Annotated in this window: 15 protein-coding genes and 2 pseudogenes; 1 reads left to right on the top strand and 16 read right to left on the bottom strand. The window is 43.0% G+C overall.

All coding sequences use genetic code 11. The features are described 5' to 3' along the window. Positions 1 to 99: 99 nt before the first annotated feature. The 16 genes and pseudogenes from DTHIO_RS00700 to rfbF form a co-directional block, all read right to left on the bottom strand. The gene (locus tag DTHIO_RS00700; RefSeq protein ID WP_008868440.1) at positions 100 to 1,299 is read right to left on the bottom strand and encodes a glycosyltransferase family 4 protein; all 1,200 of its coding nucleotides are present in this window, start codon (positions 1,297 to 1,299) and stop codon (positions 100 to 102) included. A gap of 4 nt (positions 1,300 to 1,303) precedes the next feature. After that, complete coding sequence (locus DTHIO_RS00695; RefSeq protein WP_008868439.1) at positions 1,304 to 2,251, bottom strand: glycosyltransferase family 2 protein; 948 nt, start codon at positions 2,249 to 2,251, stop codon at positions 1,304 to 1,306. Positions 2,252 to 2,298: 47 nt separating this feature from the next. After that, the gene (locus tag DTHIO_RS00690; protein ID WP_208596354.1) at positions 2,299 to 2,985 is read right to left on the bottom strand and encodes a hypothetical protein; all 687 of its coding nucleotides are present in this window, start codon (positions 2,983 to 2,985) and stop codon (positions 2,299 to 2,301) included. A 217-nt stretch (positions 2,986 to 3,202) separates the two neighbouring features. After that, the gene (locus DTHIO_RS00685) at positions 3,203 to 4,249 is read right to left on the bottom strand and encodes a Gfo/Idh/MocA family protein (protein ID WP_008868437.1); all 1,047 of its coding nucleotides are present in this window, start codon (positions 4,247 to 4,249) and stop codon (positions 3,203 to 3,205) included. Next, the gene (locus tag DTHIO_RS19355) at positions 4,246 to 4,704 is read right to left on the bottom strand and encodes a glycosyltransferase (RefSeq protein ID WP_161598605.1); all 459 of its coding nucleotides are present in this window, start codon (positions 4,702 to 4,704) and stop codon (positions 4,246 to 4,248) included. The genes DTHIO_RS00685 and DTHIO_RS19355 overlap by 4 nt, the downstream gene beginning before the upstream one ends. Positions 4,705 to 4,757: 53 nt before the next feature. After that, positions 4,758 to 5,225, bottom strand: coding sequence for a PssD/Cps14F family polysaccharide biosynthesis glycosyltransferase (pssD, locus tag DTHIO_RS19350; RefSeq protein WP_050775103.1), 468 nt, complete (start codon positions 5,223 to 5,225; stop codon positions 4,758 to 4,760). Positions 5,226 to 5,343: 118 nt separating this feature from the next. After that, positions 5,344 to 6,345, bottom strand: coding sequence for a glycosyltransferase family 2 protein (locus DTHIO_RS19345; RefSeq protein ID WP_008868434.1), 1,002 nt, complete (start codon positions 6,343 to 6,345; stop codon positions 5,344 to 5,346). Next, on the bottom strand, positions 6,338 to 6,610 hold the full coding sequence (locus tag DTHIO_RS00665) for an acyltransferase (protein ID WP_161598604.1): 273 nt from the start codon (positions 6,608 to 6,610) through the stop codon (positions 6,338 to 6,340). Before DTHIO_RS00665 ends, DTHIO_RS19345 begins: the two co-directional genes overlap by 8 nt. A gap of 592 nt (positions 6,611 to 7,202) precedes the next feature. Next, a pseudogene (locus DTHIO_RS23075) lies at positions 7,203 to 7,483 on the bottom strand (hypothetical protein); the annotation flags it as partial. A 21-nt stretch (positions 7,484 to 7,504) separates the two neighbouring features. Next, a pseudogene (locus DTHIO_RS00655) lies at positions 7,505 to 8,560 on the bottom strand (IS1380 family transposase); the annotation flags it as partial. Positions 8,561 to 8,647: 87 nt separating this feature from the next. Further along, positions 8,648 to 8,926 carry a hypothetical protein gene (locus tag DTHIO_RS20895; RefSeq protein WP_144311411.1) on the bottom strand — a complete coding sequence of 93 codons (279 nt, stop codon included), beginning with the start codon at positions 8,924 to 8,926 and terminating at the stop codon, positions 8,648 to 8,650. Positions 8,927 to 9,086: 160 nt separating this feature from the next. After that, positions 9,087 to 9,770 carry an acyltransferase gene (locus tag DTHIO_RS19340; protein ID WP_050775101.1) on the bottom strand — a complete coding sequence of 228 codons (684 nt, stop codon included), beginning with the start codon at positions 9,768 to 9,770 and terminating at the stop codon, positions 9,087 to 9,089. Next, positions 9,767 to 11,116, bottom strand: a complete 1,350-nt coding sequence (locus tag DTHIO_RS00645) for an NAD(P)H-dependent oxidoreductase (RefSeq protein WP_008868431.1) — start codon at positions 11,114 to 11,116, stop codon at positions 9,767 to 9,769. Before DTHIO_RS00645 ends, DTHIO_RS19340 begins: the two co-directional genes overlap by 4 nt. Next, positions 11,113 to 11,664: a dTDP-4-dehydrorhamnose 3,5-epimerase gene (gene rfbC, locus DTHIO_RS00640; protein WP_008868430.1), complete on the bottom strand. Its 552-nt coding sequence runs from the start codon at positions 11,662 to 11,664 to the stop codon at positions 11,113 to 11,115. Before rfbC ends, DTHIO_RS00645 begins: the two co-directional genes overlap by 4 nt. Beyond that, positions 11,639 to 12,760, bottom strand: coding sequence for a CDP-glucose 4,6-dehydratase (rfbG, locus tag DTHIO_RS00635; RefSeq protein WP_008868429.1), 1,122 nt, complete (start codon positions 12,758 to 12,760; stop codon positions 11,639 to 11,641). The genes rfbC and rfbG overlap by 26 nt, the downstream gene beginning before the upstream one ends. Continuing rightward, a complete protein-coding gene (gene rfbF, locus DTHIO_RS00630; RefSeq protein WP_008868428.1) occupies positions 12,761 to 13,534 on the bottom strand; it encodes a glucose-1-phosphate cytidylyltransferase in 774 nt (257 codons plus the stop codon). A 537-nt stretch (positions 13,535 to 14,071) separates the two neighbouring features. Here rfbF and DTHIO_RS00625 point away from each other — a divergent pair. Then, positions 14,072 to 15,331, top strand: coding sequence for a type II secretion system F family protein (locus tag DTHIO_RS00625; RefSeq protein WP_008868427.1), 1,260 nt, complete (start codon positions 14,072 to 14,074; stop codon positions 15,329 to 15,331). The last annotated feature ends 105 nt before the right edge of the window (positions 15,332 to 15,436 follow it).

Here is a 15,436-nt window from a genome sequence, read left to right as displayed (position 1 = left end):
TTTCGGCACCTCCTGAATGCTTACTGTTATCTTTATCATAGCAAGGTTTAGGCTGCCACAGTATATAGAGTTTCAAGGGGGGTAAGTAACTGACGTCACTTACCCAATTATCTTCTTTAAAGTAATAAAATATCCATTTCTGTTTTCCAGAAGTTTACGTCCGCTTTCCGCAGCTCCCAGCCTGATCTGGCCATAGAGATCTTTATCTTCCAGAAGTCTTGTCAGGCAGTCTTTTAAAGATTTTGGACTGTCAGGTTTAAAAAGTAGTCCATTGCCCCGGTCTTTTATTAAATAGGGAAAAGGTCCAAAATCAGGGGCCACCACAGGAAGGCCGGCAATTAGTCCTTCCATGGCCGCCATACATCTTCCCTCGGGATATTCAATTCTTGTGGGCACAACGAGACAATGTCCAATATTCATTAGTTTTGGTAGTCGGTCATGTGCTATCCTTCCCAGACACTTTGCCCTGGAATTCATCCTTCTGGAGGAGATCTCTTTCTTCAGCGCGGGCAAGTGGTTGCCATCTCCAACGTAGTACAGCATGGTTCTGGAATGTTTTTCCATAATCCCGGTAAAAGCAGTAAGCAGGTCGAATATTCCCTTGGCCGCCTCTATTCTGCCCACATAAAGTATGTTGAATCTTTTCGTACTCAACATAGTTCTGATGCTACTTCCAGGGTATAGTTTTTTTTTATACCATACTGATTTTTCATCAAAAACACAATCGAACATGGTGATTCTCTCCGGTGGCACACCATCTTTAATGGATTCTTCCAGAAGAAATGGCCCATGGGCAATAACTGCGTCAGCTCTATTAAGAATTAGCCTGTCCATAACACCCATAAACCTTTTTAGTTTTGACATATCATCAGTGGTAAATGTAATATGTCTGGAAAAAATAAATTTAGACTTGGTAAGCCGTGCTCCGACAAAACACGCCCAGCAGGGTAGAGAACCTGACCAGCAGAGTACTGCATCAGGCTTGAACCTGAGTACCCGGATGAAGATAAGACAGGAGTTTTTTATTAGGCGTAGAAAACGACCAGCCCTTTTTCCTGCCACAAACCAGTCCCAAGCGAGTCTTGAATACGAATGTATAGACAAAGTTTTACCAACTATTTTTTGGTCATGGTTGTCCACGGTATGCAGGGAGATTACCAGGCTTGGATTATCACCGACCAGCTTAAGGAAATCAGCCAGGAAGCTTTCTGATCCTCCAGCTTTGTTCAGTCCGCTGTCTATGAGTACTTTATACTCCTGAACAGCATTGCCTGCTTTAAGATATAAAATGCGTTTCATAGCTTCATGCCCGCGATGGCTCTCGACCCATCTGATGACTAACTCTTGCTCCTGCATTGCCCATTTTGATCAGCATGTGAAAGCAGGTAACAAGCAGTTTGTTCCGCAGACCCGGTACCCGCTCATCATTGATAATTCTAAAACCGAAGCGCACAGGTGGACAAAGATCTCTGGCCAGTTCACTAAGCAACACAGTGATGTCCGACTTGCCTTCTCTTAGTCTTTTTCTGAGCTGATGGTGGCCACCATTGATCCGGATATTTCGTTTGTAGATCTGACTAAATGACTTTCTTGCCGGGTGTAGAACCACAGCCTCTGGTGCGTAAGCCAGATAATAGCCCAAAGCCGATGCTCTCTGACCCCACTCCCGGTCTCCTCCGGATTTCAGGGTAACGTCAAATAGACCTGCGTGGCGCATGACCTCTTTCCAGGTAAACATGTTGGCCGTGGCTGCAAATTTTTTAAGCGTAATGGCATCTTTCTGCTGAAGGTAAGTGATACTGTCGTATAGTTCAGGAACACTCGGATTAAGATTATCGTTAAAGAAAAATTGTATACTGCCTCCAACAATTCCTGTTTTTTCTGCCTCCACAAGACAGGCGACTCCTGCTGAAATCCAGTCTTTATCTGGTATACAGTCCGAGTCAGTAAAAGCCAGAATTTCTCCCTGGGCCAGATGTATGCCTCTATTTCTGGCCTGATAGGATCCAGGCCTCTCTTCTTTAGTCAAAATTACCCCTTTGTAACAGTCCGCCACTTTTTCAGGAAGATCATTGGATCCGTTGTCCACAACTACTACTTCATACAGATGTTTCGGATAGCTTTGAACGGAAAGAGCTCGCAGGCAGGCTTCCAGTCTATACGAGTCGTTATATACTGGAATGATTACGGATACCTTGAGAGGAGTTTTGGACTTACCCTCTAACATGATGTCCTTCAGATCTTTTTTCACGATCCTTTTCCTGTTGATCTAACCATCTTGAATGTCGATGGAAAAAATTAATTGCAAATATCCGCCACGGCATTCTCCCTGAAAGCCATGCCAGGTTCCCATCTTTCATGGTTCCAGCCCCGGGACATTTCCAGGATCATATCTCTTGACTCTCGGATATGTTCCTTGGACGATGCCCCGAAAAGTATGGATTCAATGCCTGGCTGGGAGCATACATATTCAAATGCTTCCCTGGGTTTGAGTGCACCTGCGGCCAGGACCTGCATGGCCACTGGTCTGAACCTTCCCGAGGCAATGGTTTGCTCGTAAAGATCTTTGCCCCCACACATTCTGAAACCTATCTTGTTAATTGAACTGCAAATTATCGGGTTTTCAATTTTCGCGTCCTCAAGAACATCCAGGAGTCGGGGCAGATTCATAGTAATGTATCCAGCCTCAGCATGAAATTTGGAACTAATGTACTCGTGAAATGCCTTCAACACATCCTTCATGCCAAGGCCCAGCAACAGATCAGTGAGAACGTTTTGTAGAAAAATCACCGGTGTTTTCAGACCGGTGAACATCTTCATCTCAACGTCTATAAGCAGTTGCATCATGGTGATGAAATCTTTATTCAGGTAAGCCCACCCACCCCTGGTCAATGTAGAGAATAGTCCGCCCGGCATATATTCCTTGAGGGCACCAACCGTCCCCAGTTCGGTAACAGCATTGGCATATTTATGTGCGTATGGCATACATGGATATACTTTCAGATTGTAGTACTTGTCTGGATTTTTTCTGATAATTCGGCAAATGTCGCTCATTCTATCGTGAGTTGTACACATGAAAGTGGTTATACCCAGATTAAGGGCATTATCCAGCACATCAAGAATCGCCTTGTCTTTCTGAAACCTGATTGCCTGAGTCCTTGCTTTTTCCTCTGAAAGGTGGTTTACTGCGAAAAATTGATTGTCACCCAGTAATATTCTGTCCATCTCCCCGCTCTCTTTTAAAATTGTTAACCATAAGATCAATGACCAAGTCGGTTTTGTAAGCCTGATCAAAAGAATTGATGTTATCCTGAAGATTGTTTTTTATGCTATAGTCAAAATAGTCGACCTGTGCGGAGTATTCCTCTCCTCGTAGGTAAAAGCCGGAATCTGCAGTGAAGTCCGTGATGTACCTGGTATTCCATCCCTTTTCCAATCCGAACTCTGAGCTTTGTGTTTTTAGATAAATTTTTATTTCTTGAGCATCTGCTATAATTTTTCCTTTGGTTCCCCAAGCTTTCAGGCTGGTGCTCATTTTGCGATAGGTTTCCTCGCTCCAGTTTACCGACAAAGTACCGCTGATTGCGTTTGTCAGAGTTAGGCTTGCGTATACGGCATCCTCAATGGACGTAGAAAATACTTTTTTGAGCATGACAGAGTCCACTGTCTGAATATTATCGAAAACATACTCAATTAGGTTGATCACATGTGATGCGTAATCAAACAGACATCCTCCGCCTTCAGATTTTCTTGAACGCCAGGTCTTTTTGTTTTCAGCTTTCACCACTACTGGGCCGTAAGCTTCCCCGGTAAAATGATAAATATCACCGATCAAACTTTTATTTAAAAGTTTTTTCATATAATTGAATGTGCTCAAAAATCTGTTGTGGTATCCAACCTGACCTATAAGTTTGTATTTCTTGACTTTATCCGCCATGTCTTTGCTCTGGGTCACATTTAATCCCAAAGGTTTTTCGCAGAATATATGTACTTTGTTTTCCAGAGCAAACATGACCATATCGGCGTGCATATTGGTCGGAGTGGCAACAAATACAGCGTCCAGAACATTTTGCTCAATCATTTTTCTATAGTCTGAATAAGGTTTAAAGCTTGAAAACTTCTCTATAGCTCTAAGCAACAGACTGGAGGTATCTGATACTGCTACCAAGTTAAATTTTGGATGGGCATTGATAATGGCACAGTGTGAAATACCCATCTTGCCCAGTCCAATCACTGCAGTGTTTATCATTGCTGTTCCTCTTTTTTAAGTGCGCAGTTTAAATTAATATTTTGCATAAACCGACCTACGCAGCGAGATACTCTTTCCGGACTGCTATATCTTGGCTTGGGTGTAAAATTTTTTAGCAGCCTGATCTTTTCATAGAGTTCCTCTGATGTGTAGGCTGCCAGAACATGCCCCGTTTCTTCAAACTTTCTGGCTGTAGACAGCTGATGGTCGTTTACCATCTCTTTGTACATAACCAGTCTAGGAAAAACCAGAAGTGCCTTGTTCTCACTTAAGGCCAAGGAAATAGTGCCCATGCCCGCGTGGCTGATAATGGCTGTTGAACTTCTCAAAACGTTCTCAAAATGCTGCTTTTCCATGATAAGCTCATATTTCATAGCTTTAGGTATGTATGAGGAAAAGCCGATTTGAGCGAAGATGTCCTCCTTGATTTGACCAGAAACAATGCCCTGATCCACAATCCTCACAAGCCTCTCGAAGGAAAGGGGGTAAGTACCCAGAGTTAGCAGTATCATATCAATTTTCCAGAGTACTTGGCCTTGGGAAAGATGGAAACCAACTCTTCCCACTGGACTAGAAAAAGGTCTGCAAATCGGTAGACCAGCTTGCCACTCATGGAAAGAGAATCAATATTGGCTATGCTGTCGATCCATATAATTCTCGCACCCATGATTTTACCCCAGAGGCAAAATATTGCTATTGGGAGTGAGCCTGTAGATATTATGACCTTAGGCTTGTATTTTTTTGCTATGAGAAAAGATTTATATAGAACATTAATGATGCCAAGAATAGTATTTCTATTGCAGTCACCTAATACGACTGTATTTCCATATTTATTGCTAAGCTTGCCAACTACCTGCTGATGTGTAGTTACGCATAAATCTGGTTTACAAGGCCAATTTGTAGCATTATCTATCAAAAGAATTAGTTGATTTAAATGTCCACCTGCAGATGCGCCCACACATATATTTACCATCATAAACCTCACATATTTTCCTATTAAATAATTAAAATTAACAATTATTTTTGTATCTATAACTAAAAAACATTTATTATAGTTATGAATTATACATTAATAAATAAAATACAAAGACTTATTATCTTCTGCGTAATTGTGTAGCATGCATATCTTTTGATCCTTTAATAATATATGGATAAGTATCTATTGGTCTGAAAAGCTGAAATATAAAATATAAACATACTTTATACCAATTGATAGAAATGTCTGCGGCTTTCATTTCACTATAATGGTATCTCCAGTATGAAATGTTTTTTAGTTCAAAAATTTTTTTAGCTAAAAATCTGTGATAGCTATTGGTTAGCCTTGTCATTCTTTTATTGTAATCATATTCACTTAAAAAGTCTTTTCCATATTTTTTCATAGTTTTTACTCTTTCTATCATTCTGGTGTCATACTTTTTTATAATGCTGCTGTTAGATTCGTTATGTCTTCTAGTGAAAGTTAAGACCTGATGTACAAAACCTAAATCCCAATCCTTTAATATTTTTAAACAAACATCTGTATCTGCATGTATATTATTATCATCATAGAATGGATCATTCTTTTTGATTATTTCTGTTCGTAAAAGAAGTGATGAAGGTGATCCAAATACGTATAACAAGTTTAATAGATATAGTTTTGCTATTTTTTTTCCTGAAACTATTTCCTCGTCTGGTGCAAGGCCATCTAAGCTGACCTTATTTTCCTCAAGCCTATAAGAACTGATTATGCCGGCATTAGGATATTTTTCACCTATTTCTACCATTTTTTTAATACAATCTGAGTATAGCCAGTCGTCAGCGTGTACTATCTTGCAGTACTTGCTATTTCTATCGATTTTTTTTAAGCCCTGGTTCCAGTTAGCTATCTGAGATAAATACTTTTTGTTGGAGTATAGTTTAATCCTTGAATCATTCATAACGTACTTATTAATTATTTTTTTTGAATTATCGGAACTGCAATTATCTATCAATGTATAATTCCAATTTGTATAAGATTGATTTAATACACTGCGAATACATTCTTCAATATACTTTTCTGAATTATAAACAGGCGTAAAAATACTAATTAAAGGATTGCTATAAATATTATTATTCATAATTTTTTCCGTAATTTGTCCATTTATTAAGTTTGCTATTCCATTGTTTTATAACTTTCGCTGGAGCACCGACTGCTACACTATATTCTGGTATATCTCGGTTTATAACGCAATTTGCACCACTAATTGAATATTTTCCTATTGTTACCCCGGGCATTATTATTTTTCCGTGCCCGATCCAGCTTCCTCTCTTGATATGTATTTCTTGAATGTTAGTCAGTTTTTGATATTTATATGCGATACCTTTTTGATCTATGCCATGCATGTGATCGCCTATAAAAATATTCGATGAAAACATTACATCATCTTCAATATTTATTTTCTTAACCGCTGATATTATGACATTCGATGTAGCATTAACATTATTACCAATTTTGATTAAAGGTTCAAAGTATTGATAATCTGTATTATTGCCTAAATATATATTCAGGATTTAATATGTTTCTTGGAAAATTGATGACCAAATTACTTTGACCGTTAGCAAATCTCGGCAGTGTTTTAATCTCAATATCTTTTTTTACTTTAAGCAATTTTTGCGCCAAGAAATATCAATAATTACTTTATAATTGATTTCATGATAATATGCTATTTATATAGTGATTATAGTAATGAAGGTAAGTTGATTGATTAATTTAATTTATTAATATTAGTTACCTGAATCCGAGACGTTATATACATAGACCCCTGCGAAGCCCCCCCCCCCCGGATGGTGTTTACGGTCCATCCGAGCTTTCCGGCATGGGCAAAAACAGGGCACTTAGCGATAAATAAGCATGATAAGCCTCAAATATTCATATTTTTCCAGATTTTGGACCCACTACTCCCTGGGTGTTTTATCCATGCGCCTCCTCCTGGCCTTACGCCTGCTTGAGACGTGTGAACAGCGAGGCGAACCAGTCAAACCACGGCCTGGAACATCCCAGCTGCAGGATCAGCTGCCGGGCATGTTTCACCAGGCGGCAGGACATGAAGACAATCACGCCGCTGGCGTGACTCATCACGGTCTTGATTCTAAGTCACGCCACAGGCGTGATGGCTTTCTTAAGTCCCAGGACCTTCTGATCATATCCAGTGCAATAACTTTGAATCACGCCTTGGCGTGACAGGTCAGCATACCCATAAGCAAAAAGGCAGTGTTCATCACGCCATGCGGCGTGATTCCCCGCATCCGGTAGAGCTTGAGCACTTCCTTGTCAGAAAAGGCCTGGTCAAGAGAGGTCCAGACACTGAACACCTTGGCCTGGGGCATGAGCAAAAGCTGCCCTTTCTTCTTGAAGATTTCCCGGACCTCGAAAACAAGGCGCACAGGCTCATCGCAGCCGTCAATGTGGCGATAGGTGCTGCCTCGATACAGGTCATACCCTTTCTTCTCGTCCGAAAATACCAGTTCTCCCTTCTCCTTGGCTACCTCAAGCCAGCTTTCAGGGCTCTCACGTCTTATGTTGTGCTTGACCAGGAAGTCGGTATTCGTGCGATTCCAAAGGTTTTGAAGCATCTGCTGATTGTCAAAGCCACAATCCATCACCAGGAGCTTGGTCTCCTCGACCATCCTGTCTTTAAAACCAAGGCTCTGCAGGACAAAGTCCATAGCTTCCGGGCTATGAGTAGAGAAGTTGCCGGGATAGAGCTTGGCATTGATCATCCAGCCCCCGGCAAAATGAGCAAAAACTGGAGAAAACCCGAACTGGTTGTTGTAGGTATAGGCAGCACCTTCTTTCTTGGTGTCGGCATTGTCGTATATGACCGGGTCAATATCCACACGCACCCACTTCTTTTGGTCCTTCTCGATGTACTCATTTTCAACCCCGGACTTTTTCCAGAGCTTGATGGAAAGCTCGGGCAGAATAGTCTCCAGATCATTGTTCAAAGCCAGCTCCTGAAACTTCTGCCTGTAGGTTTCAGCAGAAGGCACACGATCAATACCCATGGAGTTCATAAAGAACTCGTCACCAATAATAGCTTTGGCGTGATCAAAGTCGGATTTGCCCTGGCTCAAAAGACCGATCATGGTTTTCAAGATATCTGCCGCGGTTATCTGAGGATTACCGGAAGTAATGGCTTTAGCTATTTTGTCCAGCTCTACGGCCCTGACCATTTCGCCCAGCAAAATCAGTCCGGCCGGGCCTGTCTGCAGGTCATCCTTATTAACCACTTTAGATATTTTTAATATTATAGCCTCCTTCACCTGTTGAGTGCAGTTACAAAAAAGTTGCATTAGTGATGGAAGCTACTGAATTTTATGGATAAAGTAAATAAAAAAAATGCATTGTTATTGCAATGTTTATGCAACAAGTTCACGGAATCAGGATTGAAGGTTATGATCTGATTTTTTAATGTCTTTATCAGTCTGATCAACGACAACTATTCCTCCCGGTTGATGACAATTATAATTCCCTGCAGCTGCTTCCAAATAACCCCCTTCCAATAATCCTCCATGTCCGAAGATAGTAGTATTTTTGGATGAGCTCAGAGAAGGCGCAGAGGATGCTTCTTGCGACATACCATTAAAATGCCATAAAAAAATTTGACTCAAAATATTATCTTGCTTTTTTTGATCAAAAACATGAATTATTTTGAACAAGTTATGATTTTTCGCATACCATCAAACACTGTGATTAAAGGTATTCATTTCTATTTTTCCATATGTAGTGAAAGATTAAATAAATATATCAATTCAATTCATCACATCAGTACTTATGCCTGTGATATCAATATTCACCATTTTTTATTATATTTAATGCTCAAGATTTAATCCAGATTTGAGATTGATCATCCCATTTTTTTATAACCGTCGCGGGTGAACCCACAGCAATGCATTTTGGAGGAATATCCTTGTTGACCAGACTGTTGGCTCCGATAATAGAACACTCTCCAATGGTTACCCCTGGCATGACAATGACATTCTGACCGATCCAGCATCCTTTTTTGATGGTGATGGGGTTTATTTTCCATATTGGCTGATACTTATATGGTGTAGCTGCACTTTGATATCCGTGTTGATGATCACCGACAAAGACGTTGGATGCAAACATGACATCATCTTCGATGGTTATTCTTTCTAATGCTGAAATCTGGACATAAGCAGTGGCAGTTACGTTGTCGCCAATCTTTATGACTGGATTAAATTTCTGGGTCGCCTTGTTGAATTCAGAATTTCTCATTTTTGAGGTGGGATATTCAGTTAGAGCTAGAAGAAAGCAGCCCGGACCAAATTTGACGTTGTCTCCAATATAGATGTGCTGGGGATTGGCAATATTTCTAGGGAGGTTAATCTTCAGGCGTTTGGGATAAGTAGCAAAGGTCGGTAAGGTGCGATCTTCGATTTGCCCTTGCACCTTAAACAAAAGGATTCCCAACATTGCAAATATTTTTTTTATATAATTTTTCATCAATTCAGCCTTGTTTACGTTGACGGTTTGTTTCAAACAAGACATCTTTCATCCAAAGATAGTGATTTCCAGTCGGACACGGACCGATGATGAGCAGTTTTTCGATCAGTAAAATATATAAGCTGCTCATTTTTAAGCATGTCTCCAACCCTGCCTGCAGGTACCTGCACGTCATTATAAGTTATGACCTGGTCCTTTTTTATATCTCTCTTCAGTCGGCAATCCCCGGCAAGACCCATGGGCAGAAGGTTTTGTTCCATGGCTACAGGGGTGTTTTCCAGTACTCCATATGTGTCGAATCCACCTATACCGTCCAGAACATCCCCGGATTTCAGACCTCTTTTGGCTGTGGTGACGACCTCGCAGACTGGTCCTGCCATGGGAGTGATGGCCGGATCTTTGAACAATACTGCCCTGGCAGCGGTTAATGGCGCTTCAATTGATGGAAGATGGTAAGGTGTATAAAACACATAAACCGGGCCAGTTCCCATTTTATAGTAATCCATATATTGCCGGGTAAGGGGTTCGTCATTATAACCCAGGACGAATACTCCTGGCGGTTCTGCCCCGAGGACATAATCCACCAGGCCGGTGTCGAGCATCTGATCAAGAGGAAAAAGGGGTGCTGACTGAGAGACATGAGCGCATGCTGGGCCATACATTCCCCTCTGACCAGCTTTAAATCCTGTGGCATTGGCCACTACCGCCATTTCAAAGGATATTTTTGTACCATCGGCAAAAGATGTGACCATGCGGGGTTTTTGATGGTATTTCCGTGCATATCCTTTCTGGGTTTCAGGAGTACGGTAGGGGTCATGAAGTCCTTTGACATTCCCAGCTAAAACAGGTCGGCAACCAATGGTTTGCACATAACGCATCAGGTTCATGAGTACCCCGGGCTGATCCCCGTCGGCATTACTGAAAACAACTCCGGCCCGGTCAGCATAAATCTTGAGAATAGGACCCAGGGTGGCATCAAGCTCAGCGTTCATGAGGATGATATGCTTGCCATGTTCCATAGCGATAAGACATAACTTTGCAGCAAAATCAATTTCTCCAGTGGCTTCAATCACTGCCTCTATGCCTTGTGCCTGACAGATAAGTTCCGGATTTTCAGTAATGGAATACCTGTTCTTTACAATGGCATCTTCTAGTTGGCTCTTAGTTTCAACAATAGAAAAGTCATTGATTCCGGCCTGCTCGTATGCCCTGGCAGCCTCATCTATATGCCTGTTATATACGGAGGACACTCTCATTCCCGGGACAGCTCTTTCAGCCTGGAATACGGTTCCTCGTCCCATATAGCCGGCCCCAATAACACCCACCCTGACCGGGTTGTTTTCCTGTTGTCTTTTTTTCAGGGCTGTATCCAGGATAATCATGGACCGTCCTTTGGTTTTTTAATGTTTAGCAGGGGCCATGCACTGTCTTTTTTGCTGACAGTAATTACTTCAAGGGGCCAGGATATGTTCAGTACTGGATCATTCCAGCGCACTCCATTTTCATATTCAGGGCAGTAAGATTCTGAAACCATATAGGATACAGCGGCATTATCTACCAGAGTCTGGTAGCCATGGGCAAAGCCCTTGGGGACATAAAGCATTTCAAGGTTGTCTGCGGAAAGCTTAGTCCCGAACCAACAGGAATAAGTGGTAGATTCCTCTCTGAGATCTATAATGACATCGAATACAGAACCGGATACACACCCCACCAGTTTTACCTCACTGTAAGGTTGGGTTTGAAAATGCATGCCCCGCAGGGTACCTGCCTTATTGTTAAATGCCAGATTGCACTGGGAAATTTCACTGTTGAGCCCCATTTTTTCAAACTCTCTGCGGCAGAAGGTGCGGCTGAAAAAGCCGCGATCATCATTATGCCGTTCTAAACGGATCAGATATGCTCCGTTAAGGGTGGTCGGGATAAAATCCATATTTTTTATTCTTTGGTGGTTCATGGTTTGGATAGAATCTGCTCAGTGCTGCAAAGTCTGAAAGTTGCTGCAGGGTGAACTCGCGCATGTCTGCACCCTTGGAGTAGGCCCTGTACCACTCTACAGTCCAGGCTAAACTTGTTGCGGCATCCATTTGCGGATACCAGTCAAGGTTCATTTCGGCTTTGCGTGCATCAAGAAGAAGAAGGTTGGCCTCATGCTGGTCGCTGGGGACTTTGTCAGATACCCAGCACGCCCCATTACCCCAAAACCTGCACAGCATATTTGCAAGCTGCGAGACAGACTGCGAACTTTCCCTGCCAGGTCCAAAATTCCAGGCTGAGGCATACGATGCACCATGCTCCCACATTTTTTCCGCCAGCATCAGATAGCCGTATAAAGGGTCCAGTACATGCTGCCAAGGGCGTACGGCATCGGGATTTCTAAGCACCAGGGGCTTGCCGTGCATAAAAGCCTGCATGGCATCCACCACCAGTCTGTCTTTGGCCCAGTCCCCTCCGCCGACTACGTTGCCGGCTCTAACGCTGGCAAGTGCTGTGTTGTTATTTGAAAAATATGATCTTCTGTAAGCGGAAATGATCAGTTCATCGCAGCCTTTGCTGCTGGAGTAGGGATCGTATCCCCCCATGGGGTCTTCTTCTCTGTAGGGTCGATCCTGTTCCTGGTTTTCATAGCACTTGTCGCTGGTGACCATGACAGCAGCTTTTATTCCCGGAGTGTTTCTCATGGCATCAAGAATATGCACAGTACCCATGAGGTTGATATCATAGGTTTCTACGGGATTCTCGTAGGAAGCTCTTACCAGCGACTGAGCCGCCAGGTGCATCACAATCTGCGGCCTGTATCTGTCCATGGTTTCCTGCACCACGCTTCTGTTCCGGATATCTCCATAGACCATGACAATACCATGATCTGCCCGGCTTAATTCAAAAAGGCTGGGCTCTGTAGGCGGTGGCAGGGAAAAGCCGATTACTTCAGCGCCCAGCGACTGGAGCAAAAGAGTCAGCCAACTGCCCTTGAAACCGGTATTGCCTGTAATAAGGACTCTTTTGCTGTCCCAGAACTTTGTGTTCATTTACCACACCTTCCAGGGAGCTTTGCCACTCTGCCAGAGTTTTTCCAGAAGGTTTTTATCACGCAGGGTATCCATAGGCTGCCAGAATCCACTGTGTTTATAGGCTGCCAGCTTTCCTTCTCCGGCAAGACGCTCCATAGGTTCGTTCTCCCAGTCGATATGTTCGCCTTCAATATAGTCCAGTGCTTCAGGTTCCAGAACGAAAAAGCCACCGTTGACCCATGCTCCGTCGCCATCTGGTTTTTCCTTGAAGCTGGATATGGTATACTGGTCTTTGCCCAGTCGGAATGCCCCGAATCTACCTGGGGGCTGAACAGCAGTAAGGGTTGCAAGGACGTTCTGCTTTTTGTGGAATTCCAGCAATCCAGTTATATCAACGTTGCTCACCCCGTCTCCGTAAGTCATAAGGCAGGTTTCATTTCCAATGTATTGTCTGGCCTTGAGCATGCGCCCACCTTTCATGGTTTCCAGGCCTGTATCCACCAGGGTGACTTTCCATGGTTCAACGTCATTGCGGTGAATGGTCATTTTGTTATGCTTCAGGTCGCAGGTAATGTCCGAGCGCTTGAGAAAGTAGTCTGCAAAAAATTCTTTGATTGCCTCTCCTTTATATCCGCAGCAGACGATAAATTCATTTACTCCATACACGGAGTATATTTTCATAATATGCCACAAAATGGGCATACCTCCAATTTCCACCATGGGCTTGGGTCTTACCGTGGTTTCTTCAGACAATCTGGTCCCCAGGCCTCCTGCCAGAATAATTGCTTTCATTGCTCTCTCCAGAAACCATTCGCAAAAAGTGTATCAACAGCAATCAATTATTATTTTCACGTCCTCATAATTTTGTGAATGAAATTATCGTGCCATCATTATTCACAGAGCAAATGCAAAAATTCTTTTTTCCCAAAAAAATAGTAAATAGCTATTAAAATCAAATTGTTGTCATTTTCTTACATCTCGTTATGCCTCTCATGCATGTTGTTTTAAGATATCTCGATAGCATAAAGATGAACTTCAAAAGAATAAGAATGATATGGTTATTAACTCCTCATTTATACACACTTTTTTATTATATTCTAGAATAGCGAACTCATTCTTTATACTGTGTCTGTTTTTCCCGTACTTTTTGTCTGCATATTGTAGATTTAACTTTATGCTTGCTCTTTTGCTTAAAAGCAGGATAGATTGGATTGGAATATATTTTGCTCAATTGTCTCTGTTTGCCGGGGTTTTGAACAAATGTATTCGGGGCAGTACTTTTCCAGAAATTATGTCAGCCCTTTTTTATCAAAACAGGGAATCGGCTGGATGGAATTTACATACAGGGCATCAACTTTAGAAGGCAGGGTCCATCAGGGCAGGATTGATGCCAGTGACAAAAAACAGGCGGCGGCCAGCCTGCATGCCCGAAACCTGATCCCTTTGTCTATTGAACCTCTTGATAGGCAAGCCATAAACAGTGAATTCCGGTCGCAGAACAGAATAAAGTATGCCTGGCTGTATTTGCACAGCCTGGATGCATTTGCGCGTGGAAAGATAGGCACTAAAGATCTGACAGCCTTTACCGAACATCTTGGGGCCATGCTCAAGGCAGGTATCACTATGAACAAATCTCTGGCCCTTTTGGGTGACCTGACGGAAAACAGGTCGCTGGCCAGGGTGATAAAAGACGTTCACAGCCGCATCAGGGAGGGAAGTCATCTGTACCAGGCCCTTGAAGAGCATCCAGAGGTTTTTCCGGAAGTATTTATCAATATGGTCCGGGCAGGAGAGTCCGGAGGTATTCTGGATGTTATACTGGAGCGCTTGTCAGAATTTATGAACGAGATGGCCAGGCTGAGAGAACATCTGGTCTCATCCATGATATATCCGGCTATCCTTGGGTTGACCGCTGCAGCCTCAATGCTTGTCATGCTTGTGGTTGTTATTCCCAGGTTCGCCGATATATTTGTGGATATGGGTATTGAGATGCCCCAGGCCACCAGAGTCATGCTCTGGTGCGGCAACTTTATTGTTCATTACTGGTGGGCACTAGGGCTTGGTGCGGTCTTATGCCTGCTTATGCTGAAATATCTAAGGTCTACTTCCGGGGGCAGGCTTTTTTGGGACCGCTTGAGAATGCGGCTGCCCTTACTGGGTACAATTTTTCTGAAACTCGAACTGGCCAGGTTTTCCAGGACCCTGGGCACCCTTCTAAATAGCGGGGTGAGCATACTGGAGGCCATGAACATAGTCAGCGGCGTGGTGGGCAATACTGTACTGAAAAACAGGCTGGCAGTTGTTTACGATGATCTCAAGCAGGGGCGTATGCTTTCCGGCTCCCTGGAACAGCATGGGATTTTTCCACCCTTAGCTGTTAATATGCTTCGCGTGGGGGAGGAATCAGGAGAGATGGCCGTTATGCTGGAAAAGGTCGGAGATATGTATGATCGTGATCTGAGAAGGGCCGTTAAATCCTTTACCTCTATTTTTGAACCGGCGGTGATCCTGGTCATGGGGCTGGTCATAGGGGTGATGGTGGTGTCCATGCTTATGGCGGTATTCAGTCTGAATGAAATGGGGATCTGAGGGGATCGGGCATGGAGCTGAAGGAAAAGACGGGGCGAGGGGGTGATGGGGCAATTTGGAGAGGGTATTGGGAAGAAATGATCGTATTAAGGAAGGCGAGGATAA

The sequence above is a fragment of the Desulfonatronospira thiodismutans ASO3-1 genome (assembly GCF_000174435.1).
In the GTDB taxonomy this organism is placed as follows: Bacteria; Desulfobacterota; Desulfovibrionia; order Desulfovibrionales; family Desulfonatronovibrionaceae; genus Desulfonatronospira; species Desulfonatronospira thiodismutans.
The sequence above is the reverse complement of the archived record's forward strand: the minus strand, read 5'-3'. Positions and strand labels throughout refer to the sequence as shown.

What these genes read in the sequence shown, in the direction of transcription:
- DTHIO_RS00665 (WP_161598604.1), bottom strand. Translation starts at nt 6,610, where the DNA reads ATGCATGGCATAGATCAAAAAGGTATCGCATATAAATATCAAAAACTG.
- rfbF (WP_008868428.1), bottom strand. Translation starts at nt 13,534, where the DNA reads ATGAAAGCAATTATTCTGGCAGGAGGCCTGGGGACCAGATTGTCTGAA.
- DTHIO_RS00700 (WP_008868440.1), bottom strand. Translation starts at nt 1,299, where the DNA reads ATGAAACGCATTTTATATCTTAAAGCAGGCAATGCTGTTCAGGAGTAT.
- DTHIO_RS00645 (WP_008868431.1), bottom strand. Translation starts at nt 11,116, where the DNA reads ATGATTATCCTGGATACAGCCCTGAAAAAAAGACAACAGGAAAACAAC.
- DTHIO_RS00690 (WP_208596354.1), bottom strand. Translation starts at nt 2,985, where the DNA reads ATGCCATACGCACATAAATATGCCAATGCTGTTACCGAACTGGGGACG.
- DTHIO_RS19345 (WP_008868434.1), bottom strand. Translation starts at nt 6,345, where the DNA reads ATGAATAATAATATTTATAGCAATCCTTTAATTAGTATTTTTACGCCT.
- rfbG (WP_008868429.1), bottom strand. Translation starts at nt 12,760, where the DNA reads ATGAACACAAAGTTCTGGGACAGCAAAAGAGTCCTTATTACAGGCAAT.
- DTHIO_RS00685 (WP_008868437.1), bottom strand. Translation starts at nt 4,249, where the DNA reads ATGATAAACACTGCAGTGATTGGACTGGGCAAGATGGGTATTTCACAC.
- DTHIO_RS00625 (WP_008868427.1), top strand. Translation starts at nt 14,072, where the DNA reads ATGGAATTTACATACAGGGCATCAACTTTAGAAGGCAGGGTCCATCAG.
- rfbC (WP_008868430.1), bottom strand. Translation starts at nt 11,664, where the DNA reads ATGGATTTTATCCCGACCACCCTTAACGGAGCATATCTGATCCGTTTA.
- pssD (WP_050775103.1), bottom strand. Translation starts at nt 5,225, where the DNA reads ATGATGGTAAATATATGTGTGGGCGCATCTGCAGGTGGACATTTAAAT.